11 protein-coding genes are annotated in these 17,325 nt (G+C 62.8%); 9 read left to right on the top strand and 2 right to left on the bottom strand.

The window, feature by feature from the left end:
• Positions 1 to 106: 106 nt before the first annotated feature.
• Entirely contained in the window at positions 107 to 1,255 is a 1,149-nt protein-coding gene (locus tag F3Y30_RS07385; protein ID WP_203425827.1) for an alpha/beta fold hydrolase, read from the bottom strand.
• 686 nt (positions 1,256 to 1,941) lie between these two features.
• On the opposite strand from F3Y30_RS07385, the gene F3Y30_RS07390 reads away from it, so the two are divergent.
• The 8 genes from F3Y30_RS07390 (at position 1,942) to F3Y30_RS07425 (ending at position 14,309) form a co-directional block, all read left to right on the top strand.
• A complete protein-coding gene (locus tag F3Y30_RS07390) occupies positions 1,942 to 3,048 on the top strand; it encodes an efflux RND transporter periplasmic adaptor subunit (protein WP_203425828.1) in 1,107 nt (368 codons plus the stop codon).
• Positions 3,045 to 6,134, top strand: coding sequence for an efflux RND transporter permease subunit (locus F3Y30_RS07395; RefSeq protein ID WP_203425829.1), 3,090 nt, complete (start codon positions 3,045 to 3,047; stop codon positions 6,132 to 6,134). The genes F3Y30_RS07390 and F3Y30_RS07395 overlap by 4 nt, the downstream gene beginning before the upstream one ends.
• Before the next feature lie 152 nt (positions 6,135 to 6,286).
• Positions 6,287 to 6,784 (top strand): DUF1269 domain-containing protein, encoded by a 498-nt coding sequence (locus F3Y30_RS07400; RefSeq protein WP_203425830.1) that lies wholly within the window; start codon positions 6,287 to 6,289, stop codon positions 6,782 to 6,784.
• A gap of 164 nt (positions 6,785 to 6,948) precedes the next feature.
• Positions 6,949 to 7,986, top strand: a complete 1,038-nt coding sequence (locus F3Y30_RS07405) for an AI-2E family transporter (protein WP_203426516.1) — start codon at positions 6,949 to 6,951, stop codon at positions 7,984 to 7,986.
• 321 nt (positions 7,987 to 8,307) lie between these two features.
• Positions 8,308 to 8,664, top strand: a complete 357-nt coding sequence (locus tag F3Y30_RS07410; RefSeq protein WP_203425831.1) for a hypothetical protein — start codon at positions 8,308 to 8,310, stop codon at positions 8,662 to 8,664.
• Positions 8,664 to 9,809 carry a helix-turn-helix domain-containing protein gene (locus tag F3Y30_RS07415; RefSeq protein WP_203425832.1) on the top strand — a complete coding sequence of 382 codons (1,146 nt, stop codon included), beginning with the start codon at positions 8,664 to 8,666 and terminating at the stop codon, positions 9,807 to 9,809. The genes F3Y30_RS07410 and F3Y30_RS07415 overlap by 1 nt, the downstream gene beginning before the upstream one ends.
• 186 nt (positions 9,810 to 9,995) lie before the next feature.
• Positions 9,996 to 11,117, top strand: coding sequence for an efflux RND transporter periplasmic adaptor subunit (locus F3Y30_RS07420; RefSeq protein WP_203425833.1), 1,122 nt, complete (start codon positions 9,996 to 9,998; stop codon positions 11,115 to 11,117).
• A 3-nt stretch (positions 11,118 to 11,120) separates the two neighbouring features.
• The gene (locus F3Y30_RS07425) at positions 11,121 to 14,309 is read left to right on the top strand and encodes a multidrug efflux RND transporter permease subunit (protein ID WP_203425834.1); all 3,189 of its coding nucleotides are present in this window, start codon (positions 11,121 to 11,123) and stop codon (positions 14,307 to 14,309) included.
• Positions 14,310 to 14,326: 17 nt separating this feature from the next.
• On the opposite strand, the gene F3Y30_RS07430 is transcribed toward F3Y30_RS07425, so the two are convergent.
• Complete coding sequence (locus F3Y30_RS07430) at positions 14,327 to 14,977, bottom strand: TetR family transcriptional regulator C-terminal domain-containing protein (protein WP_203425835.1); 651 nt, start codon at positions 14,975 to 14,977, stop codon at positions 14,327 to 14,329.
• Between the two features lie 237 nt (positions 14,978 to 15,214).
• Here F3Y30_RS07430 and F3Y30_RS07435 point away from each other — a divergent pair, with 237 nt between their 5' ends.
• Positions 15,215 to 17,317, top strand: coding sequence for an FAD-dependent oxidoreductase (locus tag F3Y30_RS07435; RefSeq protein WP_203425836.1), 2,103 nt, complete (start codon positions 15,215 to 15,217; stop codon positions 17,315 to 17,317).
• The last annotated feature ends 8 nt before the right edge of the window (positions 17,318 to 17,325 follow it).

The raw sequence follows: 17,325 nt of genomic DNA on the forward strand, positions 1-17,325 counted from the left end.
CTTCCGCGCCGGATGGAAACAATCCCGCCGACTTGCTTAGTGCTTCTTCGATGAAATCGGCCATTCTGGCATCACGGCCGGCCGATCGGCGTTCCCGAGGGAGGGATCACCGTGCAACCACCGCACTCGCCACGCCGCCGATAATTCGCGCCGGCAGGAAGATCACCAGCGATGCCGCACCCTCGATCACCGACGTACCGTCGGCGAGCATGGTCTGGCTCGCCGGGATCTGATCGTCCGCAAGGACGCTACGCATCAACTCGTTGTTGTTCACCACGTCGATCATGGTCTGCGAGCTGGCAAAGACGTTGTGCCGGCCGCCGTCGAGGTCCGAGGCATCGATGACCGCAATCTCCTTGGCCTGCAGCATGGCGATGTCGGAACCGCTGCCGACCCGCGGATGACCGCCCGCCAGCCGCCTGGAAATGCCGAGCGCGCGGTCGCGCCGCGAGACGATGATCGTGAAAGGTCGTGGAATCTGTCCCATGTCCTCCACCTGCGTCTGGAAGACGTCGACGTCGATATCGGGTGCAGCGAGAACCACGCCGCCCAGTCGGTCCAGAACCCAGCGGCGGCCGGTGATGGCGAGGTCGCGTAGCGCCTCCGTCACGACATAGGCACCCATCGAATGCCCGACGAGCACGATCCGCCGCGCCTTCGTCCGCGCGGCGATCTCGAGGGTCTCGGCAAGGCCTCTGCGTGCAACGAGGGCGCTGTCGCGGTCGAAGACGTAGAGCGGAATTGCTCCGCCCGAGGGCCAGGCATAGTGAAGCGAGACCGACTTGATGTTGTAGTCATAGGTAATTTGGGCGTTGCGGAAGATACTGTCGGCGAAGTTGTTGTTGTAGCCGTGAACGAAGATGAAGATTTCCTGGTTCTCCGGCGCGCGCTGCGCAAGCGCCGCATTGAGCGCGGCAATGAACCGCTCCCTGTCCTTGATCTGCTGGTAGGTCACTGCCGTGAAATGGCGCGCCGGATCGGGGACGCGGCCTGTCTTTTCCACGTGGCCGGGCACGTGGGTCTTGGGTATGCCGATGTCGAACTTCGCGAAGTTGAGCGTCGGTGACCGTCCGGCCGAATAGGGCAGGGAAAGATTGTCGGAGCGCATGCGTGTGGTCGCGACATAGATCGGAACGATCGCCGCAGGCTCGGCTGCATTCGAGGCCACGGGTAGGCCGAGCGTTGCACGGGGTCCGCCACAGCCGGCAAGGCACGTGAGCATGATCAGAAATACACACATTCGCAGTGGAGACATGACCAAGCTCGGATTCCTGCACGCGCCGCCAATCTATGAACGGCAAACCATGTTGCAGACAACCTCTCCGCTTTGCTTTTGCCCGACTTTCGCGCCGGGGACGAGGCGAGTGTGTTCTTGCCGCCACGCAGAATGCGCGAATTCTCCCGTAGTTCTGGGCCCTCTGCAGACCTTGAGAAAGATAAACCGCCGAAGCTTCCGCTGCCGAGGAAGAATGGGCTGGTTCAATCCGGAAAAGTCCAGCGTTTCAATTCGCTATAAGAAGAGCTCTTGCAGCTGTTGACTGAGAAATTCCGGACGCTTTGCCTGATTGCGGGATTCTATGCTGATCACATCGCGTCTTGAACCGCACTATAGTCTCGACGTGAGCGCGACGTTTCCGAACTCCGGGAGATGGCGCGCGAGACGGATGCAGGCGTGTAGGGGAGCATTGTGACTTGGCCGGTTCAGGGCTTTTGTTGTTCGCGTTGGCCATCATGACAGTCGGATCGATGATCGGCGGTCAAAATCCTCCCGTTGCCTTGCACCTGCGTCGCGGACGCCTCGCCGTTCGGCCCGTGGATGCCTTTCCACGATGCGCCCTCTCGCCACAGACCCACCGAGCCTGTTCAGTCCGACAGGTTTCTTCAACGATCAACGCGTGGCAGTGAGCCGTCGCGCCGGGAAACTATTCGGGGAAGCCACCCATGAACCTACGCCTTGCTGCATCGAGATCCAGCGCCATCATCGGCGCGTCGGGCGCGGTTCTGGCCGCATTTCTCCTTGTCGGTTGCCAGGGGGAGGACGAGGTCGCGGAGCTGCCGCCGAGACCGGTCAAGACGATCGCCGTTTCGTTCAATCCGGAAGATACGTTCGGATCGCTCGTCGGAGAGATCCGGCCGCGCACCGAGACCAACTTCGGTTTTCGCCAGGGCGGTGAGATCCGCGAGCGCGACGTCGAAGTCGGCGACATCGTAGAGCCGGGGACCGTTCTCGCCCGTCTCGACGAAGAGGATGCACAGGACGCGCTGCGCAAGGCGGAAGCAAATCTCTTCGCCGCCCAGGCGCAGCTCCAGAACGCCGAGACCGAACGGGCCCGTCAACAGCAGCTCTATCCGCGAACCTCGACGCGCCAGGCTCTCGAGAGCGCGATCGCGCAGGCAAGCACGGCACAGGCCGGCGTGGATGCCGCCCAAGCCGGGCTGCGGATCGCCCAGACCAATGTCGACAACAGGGTGCTCAAGGCAAATGCGGCAGGCGTCGTCACCGCGGTCGGCGGCGAGGTCGGGCAAGTCGTCGGTGGTGGCCAGATGGTCGTGCGCGTCGCCCAGCTTGGTGACCGCGACGCCGTGTTCCAGGTTCCCGAAGCCACGATCCAGACCACCGGCGGCAACGCCCGCGTCGACGTGCAGCTGCTCAGCAACCCGAATGCCAAGGCGACGGGAACGGTCCGCGAGATTTCGCCGACGGCGGATCCGGTCACCCGCAATTTCACGGTCCGCGTCGGGCTGGATTCCGCGCCGGACGATTTCCGCTTCGGAAGTGCCGTGCGCGGCACGATCCGGCTTGCGGGCGCACCGGCAGCCCGGTTGCCCATCACCGCATTGTTCAGCCAGGGCAACCAGTCGGCAGTCTGGATCGTCGATTCAGCCGATAGCACCACCAAGCTGGTGCCGGTGGAGGTTCACCGCTTCGACACGAGCGATTTCCTCGTCACCAAGGGGCTGGCGAGTGGAGACAACGTCGTCGTCGCCGGCGTCCAGCAGCTTCGCCCGGGCATGGCGGTCCGCTTGCTTGAAGGAAGCTCAGAATGAAGGGCGGCTTCAATCTATCGGAGTGGGCGATCCAGCGACAGAGCCTGGTGATCTTCCTCGTGCTGCTCAGCGCTGTCGCCGGGATCATCGCCTACATCAATCTCGGGCGGGACGAGGATCCGGAGTTCACCTTCAAGACGATGGTCGTTTCCGCCGCCTGGCCGGGCGGCACGATCGAGCAGACGGTGGACCAGATCACCGACCGTCTCGAACGTACGCTCGAGGAGGTCCCGCATCTCGACAACCTGCGCAGCCTCACCTCCGCCGGGCAGTCCGTCATCTACGTGACGCTGGACGATGCGACGCCGCCTGATCTGGTGGGGGAATCCTGGTACCAGGCTCGCAAGAAGGTCGGCGACATGGTGTCGACGCTGCCCGCCGGCGTGCGCGGCCCGTTCTTCAACGACGACTTCGGCGACACGTTCGGCATCATCTACGCCTTCACGTCCGACGGCTTCAGCGACCGGGAAGTCCGTGACTGGGCATACGAGGCGCGCAACCGCCTGCTGAAGCTCGAGAATATCGGCAAGGTTCAGCTGCTGGGGACCCAGGACGAGACGATCTACATCGAGTTCTCGACCGAGCGGCTGGCGAGCCTCGGTCTCAGCGCCTCGACGGTGATCTCCACGATCCAGGCGCAGAACGCCGTCCTGCCTGCCGGCCTCATCACATCCGGGCAGGATCGGACGATCCTCCAGGTTTCCGGCAGTCTCAGCGACGAGAACACCATTCGCGCCCTGAACATTCCGACGACCGCGGGCTTCGTGCGCCTCGGGGATATCGCGAGCGTCGTGCGCGGGACGGTCGATCCGCCCCAGCCGCGCTTCCGCGTCAAGGGCAAGCCGGCCATCGGCATCGCTATCTCCATGGCCTCGGGTGGCGACATCCTGCAGCTCGGTCAGAATATCGACGCGACAATGCTGAAGCTGGAGAACGATCTGCCGATCGGCATCAACCTGACGCACGTCGCGAGCCAGCCAACCGTCGTCAAGACGGCGATCCGCAGCTTCACGACGTCGCTGGGGCAGGCAGTCGTCATCGTTCTCGGCGTGAGCTTCCTGGCGCTTGGGCTACGCGCCGGGCTCGCCGTCGCCGTGTCCATCCCGCTCGTCCTGGCGCTGACCTTCCTGTTCATGGACATCACCGGCATCGCCTTGCAGCGCGTTTCGCTCGGCGCGCTGATCATAGCGCTGACGCTGATGATCGACGACACGATGGTGACGGTCGAAACCATGATGGCGAAACTCGAACAGGGCTACGAGCGCGTCAAGGCGGCAGCACATGCCTATACATCGACGGCATTTCCCATGCTCGCGGGCACGCTGGTCACGATCGCCGGCTTCATTCCGGTCGGCTTCGCAAGCTCGTCCTCGGGCGAATATGCGCGTTCGCTGTTTCTGGTGATCGGCTTCGCGCTCATCGTCTCGTGGCTGGTCGCCGTGCTGCTCACGCCCGTCGTCGGCCTTGCCGTTCTCAAGTCCGGGACCGGGGGTGGCACAAAGCAGGACGGAGCGCTGATCCGCGGTTTCAAGAACTTCCTGCGCACATGCATGCACATGCGCCTCGTCGTCATCCTTGCCACCGCCGGCGTTTTTGTCTTGGCACTTCTCGGTTCGTCGCTGATGAAGCGACAGTTCTTCCCACCATCCGACAGGCCGGAACTGATCCTGCAGCTTACCCTGCCACAAAGCGTGTCGCAGGAGGCGACCGCCGCGGAGGTTGCCAAGGCGGAAGAGATACTTGCCGCCGACGAGGACGTGGCGGACTGGAGCTTCTACATCGGTTCGGATCCGATCCGGTTCTATCTGTCCATGGATCTTCAGCCGCCGGCGCCTTCCCGCGCGCAGGCCATCGTGATCGCCAAGAGTGTCGGCGCCCGTGACGCATTGCAGAAGCGCCTCCAGCAAGCTCTGAATGAACGGTTGCCCGACATCGTTGTTAGGGTCTCGCCGCTCGAAATGGGGCCGCCGGTCGGCTGGCCCGTGCAGTATCGAGTGAGCGGACCCGACATTCCGGGTGTCCGGGCGGTTGCCTGGCAGGTCGCCGACGCCCTCAGCAAGATGCCCGGAGTGGTCGAGCCCAACCTCGACTGGAACGAGCCTATCCGCAAGGTCGTGATCAATGTCGACCAGGATCGCGCCCGGCTAGTCGGCCTCAATTCGTCGGTCATTGCCCAGACGCTATTTGCCACCGCGTCCGGCATCCCGATCACGCAGGTCAGGGATTCGATCTATCTCGTCAATGTCGTGGCAAGGGCGACGGGCGAGGAACGCGTCGACATCAGTACGCTGCGCTCGCTGCAGATCCCCGTCGGACCCAACCACACGGTACCGCTCTCCAGCATTGCGTCGATTGAGTACCAGGTGACCCAACCTCTCATCTGGCGGCATGAGCGATCCACGACCATAACCGTCCAGGCGGACACGGCGGAAGGCGTGATGGCCGCCGGTGTCGTCGACGCCGCGTCCGGCAAGATCGAAGAGCTCCGCCGCGCCAACCCGAATTACCAGATTGAGGTCGGAGGTGCGGTCGAGGGAGCTGAGGAGGGGTTGGCCTCGGTGGTCGAGATGCTTCCGGTCATGGCGATCATCATCCTTATCGTGCTGATGTTCCAGCTGCAGAGCGTGCAGCGTCTGTTGCTCGTCGTCAGCGTCGTGCCGCTGGGGCTGATCGGCGTCGTTCTGATCATGCTGATTACAAACACGCCCGTCGGCTTCATCGCGGTTCTCGGCATGATCGCACTCATCGGCATGATCACCCGAAACTCCGTGGTGCTCATCGACCAGATCGATCAGAGGATGGAGGAGAAGGGCAAGTCATGGCAGGGGGTCATCGATGTCACGGCCCAGCGCCTGAGGCCGGTGTTCCTGACGGCTGGTTCGACGGTCCTCGGGATGCTTCCGATCATCCGCGACCCGTTCTGGTCGCCCCTCGCATTCACCGTCATCGGAGGCCTGGTCGTTGCCGCGGCACTGACGCTCGTCTTCCTGCCGGTGCTTTATGTCCTCTGGTTCCGCATCCCTGCGGAGCCCGAACCGGCCAAGGTCGATGCGGCGGTACCGGAGCCCGTCGCGGCCGGCGGCTAAGCGGTGGCTCGGAGGTCGTGTCGCGCTCGCGGCAGCAAGAAAGAGACGCAATGCAAAGCCCCGGGACTGCATGCTAGTTCCTTCGCTGCATTCCTCGATATGATCTGGTTTCAACGTTCTACGCATTGAATGCTTTGTCCCTCGGAGGTGTCATGTCTGATCTGATTGCAATCGTCTATCCGACCGAAGAAAAAGCCGAAGAGGTGCGCAAGCGCCTGTTCGAACTTCAGAAGGAGTATCTGATCAAGGTCGGTGATGCCGTGATCGCCACGAAGTCGGAAGACGGAAAGGTGAAGCTGAACCAGCTCGTCAACACGACCGTCGCCGGCGCTGCCTCGGGCAGCTTCTGGGGGCTTCTGGTCGGCGTCCTGTTCCTCAATCCGCTGCTCGGCGTCGCCGTCGGTGCCGCCTCCGGGGCGCTCGGCGGCGCCCTGACCGATGTCGGGATCAACGATGACTTCATGAAGGATCTCGCCGGAAACCTGCAGCCTGGCAATGCTGCCCTGTTCGTCCTCGTCAAGGAAATGACCGCAGACAAGGTGCTCAAGGAAATCTCCGGCTATGGCGGCGTGGTCCTGAGGACCTCTCTCGACGAGACCAAGGAGCAGGTCCTTCGCGACGCATTGCAGAAGGCAACTGCGGCCGGATAGCCCGATCTCCCGATGCGTCTTCCGAGCGGAATGGGTCGCGGCCCTTTCCGCTTGCGCAAGTGCTGGACGGCCGGGTCAGGGAAAAAGCCTCTGCCCCGGCGGCAGAAGTCTGGCACAATGCCCAGGGATTTCAGGTGAACTTGAAAGCAATTGCAGCGGTGAGCATGACGGGGACGGGCGGCGGTCGAATGGGTGTTTCATTGGTAGCAGGCATCCTTGTGCTCGCCCTTTTCTACGTCGCGCAGTCGATCTTCGCGCCGCTGATCTTCTCCCTCATGGTCATCGCGCTGGTCTGGCCTTGCCAGGCCATACTGGAACGTCGATTGCCGAGGCTTCTGGCACTCCTTGTCACGCTCGTCGTCACCATGTCCGTCATCATCGCCATCGGCTCATCGGTGGCCTGGGGGTTCGGAAAGCTCGGCCATTGGCTGTTTCTGAACGCCGACCGCTTCCAGGCGATCTACGTCGACTGGACGGACTGGCTGGAAGAGCATGGAATTGCCATCGCAGGGCCGCTTGCGGACCGCTTCGACGTCACCTGGCTGGTGGGCTTCGTCCAGAGCATGGCCGGGCGGGTGAACAGCTTCGCCGGTTTCGCGCTGCTCGTTTTCATCTTTGTCATGCTTGGCCTGCTCGAGGTCGAGGACTTCAACAGGCGCCTTCGCGTGCCGGCTGCCCAGCCCTACGGCGAGCGCATCCTGACCGCAAATCGCATCGTTGGCGCCAAGCTCAGGCGGTTCATGGTCGTCCGCACCTTCGCCAGCATTCTCACCGGCATCGTGGTCTGGATCTTCGCGCTGGTCGCGGGGCTGGAACTTGCAGGCGCATGGGGAGCGATCGCGTTTGCGCTCAACTACATTCCCTTTCTCGGCCCCTTCGTCGCGACCGCGCTTCCCACGCTCTTCGCCATCGCCCAGTTCGACTCGTGGCAAATGGCGGCCGTGGTCTTCCTGAGCCTCAACGTCATCCAGTTCATCATCGGGAGCTATCTGGAGCCGCGGCTCACCGGAGCTTCGCTGGCGATATCGCCCTTCGCCGTCATATTCGCCGTGTTCTTCTGGAGCTTCATGTGGGGCATTTCGGGCGCTTTCATCGGCGTGCCGATCCTGATCGCGTTCATCGTTTATTGTGCGGGCGTACCGTCTTCCCGGTGGATCGCAGTCCTGCTTTCCGGCGGCTCCAAGCTTGATCCGGACAGCTGAAGCAGACGCGCGCATGGCATGCTGCAACGCGACCTCGCGCCGTTGCGGCCCGTTCGCGTGTCCAGAAGTAGATTAGCATAGTTTGAAATTAGGTGCATCTAGGGGTTGAGAAAGAGGATCTAAACGGTTAGTCTTGTTTTCGTGGAAAATGGTTATTGGAGACAACGCGCTGCCATTTTCTAAAGCAGTTCTGAAGCAGAAAAGAGAAACATTTAGAAATGTTCGAATGAAGCGCCTGGCGATTGGATTCTTTAAAGTATCCATTTAGGATCATTCTGGCGTAAGCATTATCCAGTATTTGCCTTGACAGGAAAAGTACGAATGAAGTTTGCGGTTTTATCGACTGAAGATCTGAATACATTGGTGTTTTGCAGTCTGGAATCGCGATCCCTTCTTTTGACAAATGTCAAATTTCCCAACAGTTCCCCTCCGCGAGAGCGCTCGGAATTCCACGCTCAAGGCTTACTCAGGGTGGAATCCTCGATGGCGCAGGACAACGTAACCTTGACGATGGCGCCGGTCTTGTCCACCATGCAGGGCCGTGAGAAGGCCGTGCCGTGGGAGAAAGGGGAAGCTCTCGACGCGCTGTCAGGAGTCGATTCACAAACCGTAAACAAGAACATTCCGGCACTCTCTGACGGATCGGGCACAGCCATCACCCGACTGGAGGCGATGTGATGAGAACCAATCAGGCCATGAGTAAGGCTGCGGGACTCGACGGCAGTCTGAACTACGAGACATTTCCCGTTTTGGACCGCCATCTGGCGGATCCGGAACCCTCTATGGACAAGGCACCGCCTTTGCCGTCCTTCGAATTCTCGACGGAGGGGTTGCCGCGATCGGACCAGTTCGACGCATGGCGCAATAGTTTCGCCCCCATGCTCGAACTGACACCGTTCGACGATACGGCGACCGATTTCCGCGGGAGGCAAAAACTCTGGGATCTCGGCAGCCTCATCTTTGCGCAGATCAAAACGGATCGCCTGGCGTTTGCCAGCCTGCCCGGACATGTGCGCCGGGAGCCTGTCGACCACTGGGTGCTGACCCTGCTGCAGACCGGAACGATCCGCACCGAGACCCCGAGAAACGCGTTCAAGGCGGCCGCAGGCGATGTTCAGGTGCACTCGCTCGGCCGGGATTTTTCCGGCGAGACGTCCAGAAGCGAAATGCTCATGCTGTTCGTGCCGCGCGATTTTTCCACCGAAACGGCAGCAACCCTTTCTGCGGCGGAGTTCTCCACGCTTGCGACCGGCATGGGGCGGTTGTTCTCGGACTATCTGATTGGTGTCGCCAACCGTCTGCCAACGCTGACGATGGCGGATCTGCCAGGTCTCGCGGCGGCCACGCGTGCGATGATCCTTGCATGCGTGTCTCCGTCCGCCGATCACATCGAGGCGGCCGAGGGGCCGATCGCGACAATTCTTCTGGAACGCGCGCGCCAGTTCGTCCAGAGCAGGCTGCTCGATCCGAAGCTCGAATGCGAGTCGGTGCGGCGCGAACTGGGTATTTCGCGCACGAGGCTCTACAACCTGTTCGAGCCCTTCGGCGGGGTCATGCACTACATCCAGCATCGCAGGCTGATCAGTGCCTATTCGGCGCTGTCGGATCCCAACGATCGCCGTCTCATCTTCGAGATCGCCGAGCAGCGCGGCTTCAGCGATGGCGCGGAATTCAGCCGCGCCTTCAAGCGGGCATTCGGCTACAGCCCGAGCGAGGTCAGGAAGCGCGGCGGGGGAGGGATTCCAAATCGTCCGGCAAGAAACGATGAGGATTGCCCGTCGGAGGAGCGTCTGGGCCTGCTGCTGCGCCGGTTGCAGGGATAGGGCATGCGAGCATCTGGCGGTGTTGCCCGAACCAACGCATCGTCCTGCCCCTATTGCAAACAGAATAACAGCGCCATACGCTGACATGATCTCGGGAAGCATCGGAATGAGCATGCTTCCATTTCTTCGCCCGCAGTAAAAGTGACAGAAAATACAGAGCCAAGCAGTATCGTCTGGAGACGTTGCATGGGGAAGTCGAAAGTTCTGGTTGCTGCCCTTGCGTTCCTTTTCTGTGCGGGCCCGATCTTGTCCGGCCCGGCTTGGGCCCAGGCCCAGGCGCAGCAGGCTCCCTCCGTCATCGTGGCGCCGGCAAAGATCATGGACCTGCGCGAAACCGCCGATTTCACCGGGCGGGTCGTCGCAATCCAGAAGGTCGGGATCCGTGCCCGGGTTTCGGGTTTCCTCGAGACCGTCAACTTCAAGGAGGGGCAGAAGGTCCCCACCGGGACGGTCCTCTACGACGTGGAGGATGGCGCGTACCGAGCCTCGGTGCAGGAGATCGAGGGATCGATCGAAGCGGCCGAGGCAACCAGGGACCTTGCCGTCATCGAACGCGACCGCGCGAACAGGCTGCTGGCCAGCAACACGATTGCCCAGGCTCAGGTCGATGCTGCGAAGGCCCAGGTCAACAAGGCCGAGGCAGATCTCGTCCGCCTCCGCGCCACCAAGGATCGCGCCGATCTCGATCTGTCCTACACGCGGATCGTTGCCCCGTTTGAAGGTGTGACGGGACTTTCCACCGTCGATGTCGGGGCTCTAGTCAGCCCGGATTCCGGCGCCCTCGTGACGCTCACGCGGCTCGATCCGATCTATGTCGAGTTTTCCGTCGCCACCTCGCTTCTGCTCACCTATCGCGAACAGGTCCGCAGCGGCCAGATCTCGGGCGGCGCCAATGTGACCATCGTGCTGCCGGACGGCACGACCTATCCCTCGAAGGGTATGGTCAACTTCATTGCCAGCGATGTGTCGCAGGGCACCGACACCGTCATCGTGCGGGCGGAGTTCCCGAATCCTGATGGGATTCTGCTCGATGGCACGCTGGTGCGGGTCGTGCTCGAACAGACCGACAAGCAGGAGGTCCTGGCCATTCCGCAGCAGGCCATACAGCGCGACCAGCAGGGCGCCTTCGTCATGGTGGTTGGCGCCGACAAGAAGGTCGAGCTCCGCCGGGTCGATGTCTCGCGTACCGCGCGAGGGCAGGCGGTGATCGCCAAGGGCCTGAAGGAGGGCGAGCAGGTCATCACCGAGGGGGTCGGCAAGGTGCGACCGGGCATAACCGTCGACGCCGCTGCCGTGACGGGCGGCTAGACCATGATCTCAGAGATCTTCATCGACAGACCCCGTTTCGCCGCGGTCATCTCGATCGTCCTGACCCTTGCCGGCCTGATCGCGCTGACCAGGCTGCCCACCGCGCAGTTCCCGGATATCGTACCCCCGCAGGTCAGCGTGACCGCCAGCTATCCGGGGGCGGGCGCCGAGGTGGTCGAGGCGACCGTCGCGCAGCCGATCGAGAGCCGGATCGTCGGCGTCGACGACATGCTCTACATGAAATCGACCAGCGGTGCGGACGGGTCCTACAGCCTGACCGTCACCTTCGCGGTCGGAACCGATCCGGACATCGCGACCGTCAACGTGCAGAACCGCGTGTCGCTCGCCGAGGCGGGCCTGCCGACCGAGGTCAAGCAGAGCGGCGTCAGCGTACGCAAGAAATCGTCCGCCCTGATGCAGGTAATCGCCATCCATGGCGACAAGGAAGATTTCGATTCCCTGTTTTTGTCGAACTACGCGACCATCAACGTCCTCGACACGATCAAGCGCGTCCCTGGCGTAGGCGACGCCTCGCTGTTCGGCGCTCAGGACTATTCGATGCGCGTCGTACTCAACGTCGATCGGCTCACCAGCCTCGATCTGACGCCGACCGACGTCGTCAACGCGCTGAGGGCGCAGAACGTCCAGGCTGCGATCGGGCGCATCGGCGCCCAGCCGATGACCGACGATCCGCTGTTCCAGCTGAACCTCCAGACCCAGGGCCGGCTCTCCGATCCATCCGAATTCGAAAACATCGTCCTGCGGGCAAATCCGGATGGCTCGTTCGTGCGCATCCGCGACGTGGCGAAGGTCGAGGTGGGCGCTGCCAGCTACGATTCGACCGCGCGCTTCAACGGCAAGCCGGTCGCGATGATCGGTACCTATCAGGCGCCCGGCGCAAACGCTCTTGCGGCGGCGAGGGGCGTTCAGGAGGCGATGAACCGCCTTTCCCAGGCCTTCCCGCCGGGACTGACCTACACCATCTCCTACGACACTTCCCAGTTCGTGGAGGCAAGCGTCGAGAACGTCGTTCACACGCTTATCGAGGCGTTCGTGCTCGTCATCATCGTCGTGTTCCTCTTCCTCGGAAACTGGCGCGCGGCGCTGATCCCGCTGATCGCCGTTCCGGTGGCGCTCATCGGCACCTTTGCCGTGATCCTCGCGATGGGCTTTTCGCTCAACACGGTCTCGCTGCTGGCTCTGGTGCTTGCGATCGGCATCGTGGTGGACGACGCGATCGTCGTGGTGGAAAACATCGAGCGCGTGATGGAGGAAAATCCCGGCATGCAGGCGCCGGAGGCGGCGCGCCTCGCCATGGGGGAAATCACCGGCGCGATTGTCGCGATCACGCTTGTCCTGTTGTCCGTGTTCGTGCCGGTCGCCTTCATTCCGGGCCTGAGCGGCCAGCTCTTTCAGCAGTTCGCCGTGGCGGTTTCCGTGTCGATGGTGTTGTCCGCCATCAATGCGCTGACCCTCTCACCCGCGCTTTGCGCGGTTCTCCTGAAGCCGCACCACGGCCCCAAGCGAGGAATTCTGGGCTGGATTTCTCGTGGCATCGACGCAGGGCGTGACGGCTATGCCTATGTGGCGGGTGGCATTGCCCGCCGGGCGGTGATCGGCCTCTTGCTGCTGGCCGCTGCCGGCCTCGCGAGCGGCTGGCTGTTCCGCATCGTGCCAACGGGGTTCCTGCCCGCCGAGGACCAGGGCGCCTACTTCGTCGAAATGCGCCTGCCCGAAGGCGCGTCGGTCAACCGGACGGATGAGGTCGTCCGCCGGGTGCAATCGATGCTTTCCGAAATCGAGGGGGTCGCGAACGTCATCACCGTCACGGGCTACAGCTTCCTGGACGGTCTTGCGAAGTCGAACAGCGGCTTCGCAGTGGTGACTTTGAAGCCCTTTTCCGAGCGGAAGGACAGGTCCTCGTCCGTCTATGCGGCGATCGCCACCACCATGGCCAAGGGGGCGGCCATTCGCGAGGCGCAGGTCTTTGCCTTCAATTTTCCGCCGATCATGGGGCTGGGTACGGGCTCCGGCTTCGAGTACCAGCTGCTGGACCTTCAGGGGCGCCCGTCGGCTGATCTCGCTGCCGTGGCAGGGGGGCTCATCATCGCGGCGAACCAGAATCCGCTGCTCGGCCCCACCTTCAGCACCTTCTCGGCGAGCGCTCCTCAGCTCTACCTCGATCTCGACCGCGACCGGTTGCAGGCGCTGGGCGTCTCGGTCAGCGATCTCTTCGCCACGCTGCAGGGCACGCTGGGATCCTTCTATGTCAATGACTTCAACCTGTTTGGTCGCAGCTGGAAGGTCACGCTGCAGGCTTCCCAGGCCGATCGCGCCTCGGTGAACGACATTTGGCGCCTTCACGTGCGAAACTCGTCGGGCGGCATGGTGCCCGTCGCATCCGTGGCCCGCATCGAGTACATCGTCGGCCCGCAATCGATCGTACGATACAACAATTACCGCTCGATCACGCTGAATGGCCAGCCCGCGCCGGGCGTTTCCTCCGGCCAGGCCCTGGCGGCGATGGCGGCCCTGTCGGCGGCGACGCTTCCGCCCGGCTACAGTTACGAGTGGACGGGTACCGCGCTTCAGGAACTGGAGGCCGCGGGCCAGACGACCGTGATCCTGGCGCTGGCCGTCCTCTTTGCCTACCTCTTCCTCGTCGCGCTCTATGAAAGCTGGACAATACCCATCCCCGTCCTGCTTTCGGTGACGGTCGGCGTGGCCGGTGCGCTGGTGTCGGTCATCCTTGCCGGTCTCTCGTTCGATATCTACGCCCAGATCGGCCTCGTCGTACTCATCGCGCTTGCCTCCAAGAACGCTATCCTGATCGTCGAGTTCGCGAAGTTCCAGCGAGAGAAGGGGGTAAGCATCGTCGATGCCGCCGTCGAGGGTGCTCGGACACGTTTCCGCGCGGTGATGATGACGAGCTTCGCCTTCATCATCGGGCTGGTGCCGCTGGTGATTGCCCAGGGTGCCGGCATGCTGAGCCGACGGGCAGTCGGTACCGGCGTTGCGGGCGGCATGCTTGCCGCGTCCCTGGTCGGCATCTTCATCATTCCGGCGCTCTACGTGGTCTTCCAGTGGCTGCGCGAGCGCGGCCACAAGCTTGCCGGCCTCTCCCTTTCGCGGGAGGCCGGGGAGCCCGCCGCTGCCGCCGAGAGCGAGAAAGCGGATGCGCCTACGCACTGACAGGTTTTCGAGCCAACTCAGGCGTAGGCGCCGCGTCTCAGGCCCTCGATCCAGTTGCGGCACAGCTGCACGCCTTCGTCCGGCCGGAAGGCGGCGGGATTCAAGCACCACGCCAGCCAGAGGCCGTCGAGCAGGGCAGTGAAGGCGATCGCCGTAAGCCGGATGTCGCCGACGGAAAAATTCTCCGCCTCCGCCAGATTTGCGATCAACCCTTCCACTGTCGCGACATAAGCGGAATATTCCCCCTGCTGGGAGACGCTCATGCGGGGCGAATGCAGGATCAGGCCCCAGAACACCACCCACACACCCAGCACGTCGCGATCGAAGAGGAGCGGCGAGAACGACGCCTCGATGAAGGCCTCGAGCCGCGCCTTCGGATCGCCGGGAGCGTCGTCCACGGCCTTCATGATGCTGGCGAGAATACCGTCCGACATGATGTCGAAGGCATAGGCGACGAGTTCGTTGATCTCGCCGAAGTGATGGGTGATGAGGCCCTGGGTAACGCCGGCTTCAGCAGCGATCTGGCGAACGGAGACGCCGGCATTGCCGTGCTTGACGATGCAACGCAATGCGGCCTCGCCAAGTTGCCGGCGGCGCTCTTCTGGCGTCTCGCGGCGAAATCTTGCGCGTGACCGCGGCGCCTGTCTCGTGCCGTTCGTCTTTCTCATTCAACCTGCCTGTCCGGGCTCGCGCGTCCGCCGATTTCAAGCGGGAACCGCGATGCGCTTTACATCGATGAAATGCATATCTCTTTTACTTTATCGATGCAACCTATTAAAAATAAAGAGATTAATTCGTTATTATACGATCTTATAATTTCTCTTGCGCTTCATTTTTTTCATGCCTATCCTGCCTTCATAAACGACCCGCCGAAAACGATGCGGGCAGGGAACGAGACCTCAGCCATGACCCGCGACAGCCGCTATGACGTGCTTTTCGAACCCGTGAAAATTGGCCCGGTGACCGCGCCGAACCGGTTCTACCAGGTGCCGCACGCCAGCGGCATGACCAACGCCCTTCCGAGGGTCCGCGCGGCATTTCGCGAGACGAAGGCGGAGGGTGGCTGGGGTGTGATCTGTACGGGGGCGTGCTCGATCGATCCCTCGTCGGATGATGCGCCGCTGCCGTTTGCGACCATATGGGACGCCAATGACATCCATGCCCATGCACTGATGACTGACGCCGTCCATCGCCATGGCTCGCTTGCCGGCGTCGAGCTGTGGCATGGCGGCGCCTCGGTCATGAACCGCGCCAGCCGGCTGCCGCCGCTTTCGCCGTCAGGCATTCCATGGATGGCGACACATGTCGGCTTCATGGGTAATCTTCGCCCAAAAACCATGGACAAGGCCGACATCAAGGCCGTGCTGAAGTGGCAGGCGGAGGGCGCGCGGAAGGCCAGAACTGCCGGTTTCGACATCGTCTACGTCTATGCCGGCATGGGCTATCTCGGGTATGAGTTCCTGCTGCCGGAGTACAATCATCGAACCGACGAGTACGGCGGCCCGATCGAGAACCGCGTGCGTTTCGTCCGCGAGTTGCTCGACGTCACCCGCGATGCCGTCGGCAAGGATTGCGGCGTGGCGCTCCGCGTCAGCCTCGAGGAACTGCGCGGCCGCCCCGGGCGCAACCAGCCCTCCGAGGCCCACGAGCTCATCGAGATCCTTTCCGATTATGCCGACCTCTTCGACGTGAAGATGGATTCGAGCCCGACAGACTGTTCCGCCTCGCGCTTCACCGGCGAGGGCAGCCATGAGCCGGTCATCGATTTTGTAAAGAGGATGACGAACAAGCCGGTCGTCGGCGTTGGACGCTTCACCTCGCCCGATACCATGGTCTCGCAGATCCGCCGCGGCGTTCTCGATTTCATCGGCGGAGCGCGTCCCTCGATCGCCGACCCTTTCCTGCCGGCGAAGATCAGGGAAGGGCGGATGGAGGAGATCCGCGAGTGTATCGGCTGCAACATCTGCATCTCGAGCTGGCACGATGGCGTGCCCGTCCGCTGTACGCAGAACCCGACTGCAGGCGAAGAGTGGCGGCGCGGCTGGCATCCCGAGCGTGTCGAGCCGGCAGTGAAGAAAGAGAAAATCCTCGTCATCGGTGGTGGACCAGCGGGTCTCGAATGTGCGCTGACGCTCGGGAGGCGCGGACACGAGGTCACGCTTGCCGACGCCGGCAAGGCGTTTGGCGGGAGGCTTGCATTCGAGACCCGGTTGCCCGGTCTCGCCACCTGGGGCCGCGTGGTGGACTACCGCCTCGGACGCCTGAACGAGATGACGAACGTCTCCATGTATCTCGAAAGCGAGCTGGGCGTGGACGAGATCGTCGATCTCGCGCCCGGCCATGTGGTTCTCGCCACCGGCGCGAAATGGACCCGCATGCTTTATTCGTCGATGGAAATCCCGGTCGGCACGCTTGAGCATCCCGAGGTCTACACGCCTGACGATATCGCGGCCGGCCGGCTGCCGCAGGGCCCGACGCTCGTCTTCGATTTCGACAACTACTACTACGGCGGAGTGCTGACGGAATATCTTGCATCGAAGGGCGTGCCGGTCTCCTACGTCACGCCCGCGGGCCAGGCATCCGCCTGGACGATCATGACCAACGAACTGCCGCTGGTACATCGGGCGCTGGCGTGGCGCCAGGTACCGGTGACGACGCTCGCCATGGTCACCGCCTTCGATGGTGAGAAGGCGACGCTGGCGCATGTCTTCACCGGCGAGGAGACGACTGTCGAGTGTCGTTCGCTGCTGATTGTCGGCTTGCGGCTGCCGCGCACGGAACTGCAGGATGCGCTTGCCGCAAGGCGGGCAGATCTCACAGCCGCGGGCATCCGGAGCGTGACGGCGATCGGGGATGCTCTGGCGCCGGGCGCCATCACCCATGCGGTCCACAGTGGCCACAAGTATGCGCGCGAGCTCGGCGCGATCGGCCTGGTCCAGCCCTACAGGAGAGATACCCCCATTGTCGATCGCGAGCCCGGCTTCGAGCCGCGCGCGGCCGCGGAATAGAGGCGGCG

It is taken from the genome of Sinorhizobium sp. BG8 (assembly GCF_016864555.1).
GTDB lineage: Bacteria > Pseudomonadota > Alphaproteobacteria > Rhizobiales > Rhizobiaceae > BG8.